This window comes from Flavobacterium sp. (assembly GCF_044369455.1).
GTDB lineage: Bacteria > Bacteroidota > Bacteroidia > Flavobacteriales > Flavobacteriaceae > Flavobacterium.
Genome location: NZ_JBIPLW010000056.1, coordinates 1 through 5,292, shown reverse-complemented (window position 1 = coordinate 5,292; position 5,292 = coordinate 1). Strand labels below are relative to the sequence as shown.

Here is a 5,292-nt window from a genome sequence, read left to right as displayed (position 1 = left end):
CGGTCAGGTTGTAAGATGATGAAACGTAATCCGCGATGTTGCCTGCAAAATTCGACGACAATCGATCTGAGGAAACGCGATATAGTCCTCCCTGATCGCTTACCGCGAACATATCGCCGTTTACCTGTGCAATTCCAGTAACTGTTCCACCGGGAGCAATGCCAACACGTCGAGCACTGCCCGTTGCAGCCGTTACTTGTGCATTAACCAATTGCACTTCATTGTTGACTGCTACCGCCGATAGCCCTGCAAACCCCGCGGAGTTTAAAGCTTGTGCTAAGCGAAGTGCCATCGTCTCAGCAGTGTCTTCAGCCAAGAAATCCACTGCGATTCGCCCGCTGCCAACATTGCCAGTCGAACCAAGATCTTGTGCGACTCCTCGAGTGCTCAAGATATTGAAAGAGCCAGTAACTGCCCCACTAAAGTTAACGCGATTGCCATCGAATCCAACTTGGATCGTTGAAGGAACCGCTTGTTTTAGGGATGCAACAAACTGTGCGTTTGTCATCGTTGGGCTATAGAATACTGTTGTTACTCCAGGAATAACACCTGGTGAAGCACTCGTCGTGATCTGATAGGTAACGCCATCGATCATGAACTGATCCCCGTCCAAAAGCACCCGTGATGGGAAATTGACAGGATCGAGCTGCAACCTTAATTCAGGCCCTGAATTGAACTCAAACGTTACGTTCGTGCTTGGCAAAACGCGAATGGAAACCGTATCACCGTCGTTTACCAAATTCTGTGTTGTAGATCGAACTTGGGTTGCCTCGGTTAGTGCGATTCTTGTCGATACCGTCAGGCCGGGCAATGGCGAAGTTTGAATAAAACCTCTTTCAATGATCGATGTTCCTGCACCACGAATGATGTCCGGTGGGTTTGGATTTCCCGTTGTGGGCTCCAAGAAAAATTGGTCATTGTCCAACCGTGGAAAACTAGAGCCGGCACCAGTACCCGCATTAAATCGGTAAAGGATATTCTGTTCGTATGCAACCCCCAAGCTTGCTGGCAGTGCAGGTCGGTTAGCGACTGCAAAACCAATTTCTGTGCCGCCTAAATTCGCATAAGTCAGAGCATTGAAGATAAGCCCTTCGTTTTGGTCGGCCAGTTGCCTGTCCGCCGGGTTCAACTGTCGAGTCGTCACGTTGAAGTTACCGTCAACTTGTGCTGTCCCGGTGCCCGGATCGATCAAAATGTAGTTGGCATTCGCGTCGTTTCTGACGTTGTTCACTCGGCCGCTGAAGGCTCGAACATCCCCGTTCGGACGTATCGCCAAGTCATTGATATCTACCAACACCGTCGTTCCGACGGAGTTGGAAAGCTGGCCGGTCAGTGAGTTTGCAATATAGATTTGAGAACTTCCGTTCGCAAGATCTTGCAACAAGTACAACGGTACATCACCGAGCACATACTCGACGCGAGATGATTGAGGGAGAAATTGTGGAACAATCGGTCCTTGTGCAGACGCACCTAGTCGACCATCTACACGGTCTTCGACGATGTAGCGACCGCTGTTGACGGGTTGCAAACGAACACCACTATCATTCGCACCTGTTGTACTAAGACGATTGGCCAGCACGGTTGGAATCTGAGATCGACTAGTAACCGCGAGGAAATAACGTCCCGCAGGAAGTTCAACCGAACCGAGGTACGGATCCAATGTACCTGTCGATCCGCGACCTAGGTCAGAATTGTCAGCCGACTTCAATGCAGTCGCTCGGTCGTCGAGGATATTGCTATCTTCACCAACATGGATCAAGTTACCATTGGCATTGAAGAGATACATCGACATATCAGCTCGACCAATGCCGTCTGCGTAATCAATGTCGAAGATAGTCGAAAGATATCGCGCCAATGGAGAGAGAAGCTGTTGTTGATTGATATCAAAGGAGTACCAATCGATATCCGACGGTGACGACAAACTACCTGCGACGGAAATCGTGCTTCGGTCGGTCTGAAGGATGTTGCCTAGGTACTGCGCGGAGGCAAACGTATTGTTGTTCGTAGTCGCCGTTTCCACTTCTGCTGTTTCTCCAACCAATGGAGAATGGCGAGGAACACCAGAAAGTGTTACACCATTCGCTGCAAAGCGAATATCAGCAAACGAGACCGTTGTTCCTGGGAATTCTTGGGCTTCGCCCAACCGCACTTGCAATTGGTACGATCCCTTTGATTTTCCTTGCCCTACCGACGCTGCGTTTGACAATGCAGGAGTACCTGCGGCTTGACCTGCTACTTGATTGCTGCTTCGAACTCGAATGTGATACAGGCTGGCGACCGACTCTTGACCTGGCAGCACAACTCGCATCCCAGCATCTTTCGGATTGGTACCGTAGTCGTCCCGTGCATCACCAGCCGCAGTCGTTGGCACTTGAATCAAAGAACTCTTGCGAAGCGGATTCGCAGAGTTGCCCGAAAGCGTTGTAAAGATCGGATTTGCGGTACGGTCCGTTTCCTCCAAGAAGGAATCGTTTGACAACGCCAAAATCGTTCCGTCTGCCGCAATCAATTCCACAACCGTATCTAACCCAAAGGTTGTTCTATCGATGTCCAACCAAACTTCGGTTCGACCGTTTGCGGTGAAACTATAAACGTCGACGTCCGATGGCTTGTTGATCGTTCCTTGGATTTCAAAACCTAAGCGAGCGTTTTCGTCGCCACCTGTTGACTGTCGTGACAATTGCCCCAGATATTGAGCACTGCTAGGAGCGTCATTAGCTGCAGGTGAACTTGCGCGGGCGGACTCGCGCTCAGGCACTGCGGCTACGTTGCGGTCATTAGAATACGTTCGAGCAGTCAACCCAGTCCACGCACCTGCCGTCGCTACAGAACCAGAACCATCGTTGTTGGTATCAAAATTGGAGCGACCATCGATTCCGAATCCTGCACCTACCGCATCATCCGAAAGGCTGGTCAAAATCACTGGGAAATTTGGTTGCCCTAACACTTGCAGACTACCGCCGATTCGCGATGCATAGTCGAGTGGAGTACCGGTGGCAGTTAGCCCAACCGTTCCAGCGGTTCCGCCGAATTTGACTACAAGACTTTCGGATGCACTACTCTTCAATTGTAGCCCGCCGAAAGTATGCAAATTGTCAGACGTGATTGAACTCGAGACGACATGCACGATGTCAGAATCGTCCCAGATACTTTGTGTTGTGATTGTCTGACCACGAACCAACATGCCATTGGTTGTGTTTCGTGAAAGCTGATTACCCTTGACGAGCGGTCCTTGGTTCTCCAAAAACTCGCCCACGAGTCCCAATTCGCCCGTTGATCGACCGCGATCTGTCACGTACTCATGGCTCAAAGAATTGACATCGATGTTGATAGCCGCGCCATCGTTATCGTAAACTCGGTTGTTGACGATAATCGGTTGCGAACCTCGAACGAAGATGGCTGCAGCGCCGTTAGAGCCCCGACCAGTTCTCGAAGTCGATGTCGAGCTCTCGGTTCCCGATGCGCTTTGCTCAATTCTCGAATTCGCGAGTCGGAAGTCTGCTTGATGGACTTCAATCGGATTGAACGACGCGAAGCCCCCTTCGATTCGAGTTGAACCGCCAGCGAAAGCCAGTCGAACATTGTCTAGCGATCCGGAACTAGCGTGCCCAACGAACACTCCACCCCAATCACCGCGATTCGGAGTTCGTGTCGTTCGCGAGTTCGAAGTGTCCGAAGTTCCACCGACCCCGAAACGTGCATCGTTAATACTTGTCATCACAATCGGAAGTGAAGCGGTGCCCTCGGCGACCAAATGCCCACCATTGCGGACTTCGATTCGAGATCCCTGCGACTTGATAATCGTACCTGGATCGATCATCAGACTTCCATCGAGCCTAGAACGAACTTTGGTTGTTAGCTCGACTAGTGCCGAGCCGGTAACGTTACCATTGTCAGCGAAAGTCGTTGTAACGGCATTGATTTGTGCGACGAACCGATAAGTTCCACCACCGGTTGCATCACTGCGATAAATGCGTCTGGCTACATAGGGCAATCCTGGACCAATGGGTGGAAGATTGTCGAGAGCAATAGATCCATTCGCCGCTACAGTCACCGAGGATGTTGGCAACGACGCTAAGCTTTCACTTCCTGCTGCATCAACATAAACAAGCTTGTAATTGTAGGTTCCAGCCGATAACGAACCACCTGTAGATGCAACTAAAGTCACGACCGTGGTCGGAGGTGCGGCAACATCAATAATGCCTCCCCCTGGACGTCCATCAACAATCAAGTTTTCACCGACCACGTGAACGATATCCAAATCGTCAAATCGTGCAGCGACCGTGACGGTTTCTGGATTCTCTGCCGCTCCTGTTCGAGTTCGAATGAACAATCCGTTGACGGTGTTGTTGACAACTCGATTACCTCGAATGTCCGGTCCAACTCTGTCGTAGTCAGCGACAAACAAACCATTGCCCTGCGATCGAGGATCGTTGAAGTTGTCCTCGCGGAAACTGTTCGGTGTCGCCGACATCGCCGCATCAGCGCTTCGAGTAATCAAATTGTTCGCTATCGAAGGTCGCGAGTCGACGATATGAATGGGAGTTATGACTTGCGAAACACCGTCCACGAAAACTTGGCCACCGCCGAACCTCACATCGGAGTGAACAACCGTATTCAAGAACAATCCATCACGTTCTCGATCCGTTCTTGTTTCGTCTCCGCCATCAATTCTGTTGCGGAACTCGATCCCACCCCAGTCCCCTGGACCAGGTGCAGGAGGCGTTTTATCAGGATTCACGCCGATACCCACCGTGTCATGGATGGATGTGACAATCACTTTCGAATCAGGGATCCCGAGCAATTGAAGCGAACCACCACTGCGGTCCACGCTTACCGTCGAACTACCGGCACTAATTCTCGCGCGACCCATCTTGATGATAGCGCCTGCATCGATCATCACCGTAACGTTCTTGGGAACATCAAACGTCGCACCATCCGCTAAACTTTGACCAAAACGATTGAAGCCAATTTCGTAGGCTCGGTTTTGCGTATTTCCCAAAATTCGGACGACGACATTGCGTGTCGCCAACGGATCCGACTGGGAGATGGTAGCTGCCTCGGTTAATGCTCGACTGATGGTGTTGTACGGTGAAGCGAGCGTGCCCGAACCGCCATTGGCTGCCGTCTTGTCAACCCAAATCGTATAGGCAGAAGCATCTGCAACTCCAGGAACAGGAGTTGCCCGGTCAGGTCTCGTAGGTACGAACCAATAATTGTGAACCCCACCAGGTCGACCATCCCCATCTCCATCCAACGGAGTCGGTAATCCATTGACGTCCACTAAGGATG

At 51.1% G+C, this 5,292-nt stretch carries 1 pseudogene; it reads right to left on the bottom strand.

The annotated features are described in order from the left end of the window. A pseudogene (locus tag ACIQ2L_RS13940) lies at nt 1-5,002 on the bottom strand (hypothetical protein); the annotation flags it as partial. Between the last annotated feature and the right edge of the window lie 290 nt (nt 5,003-5,292).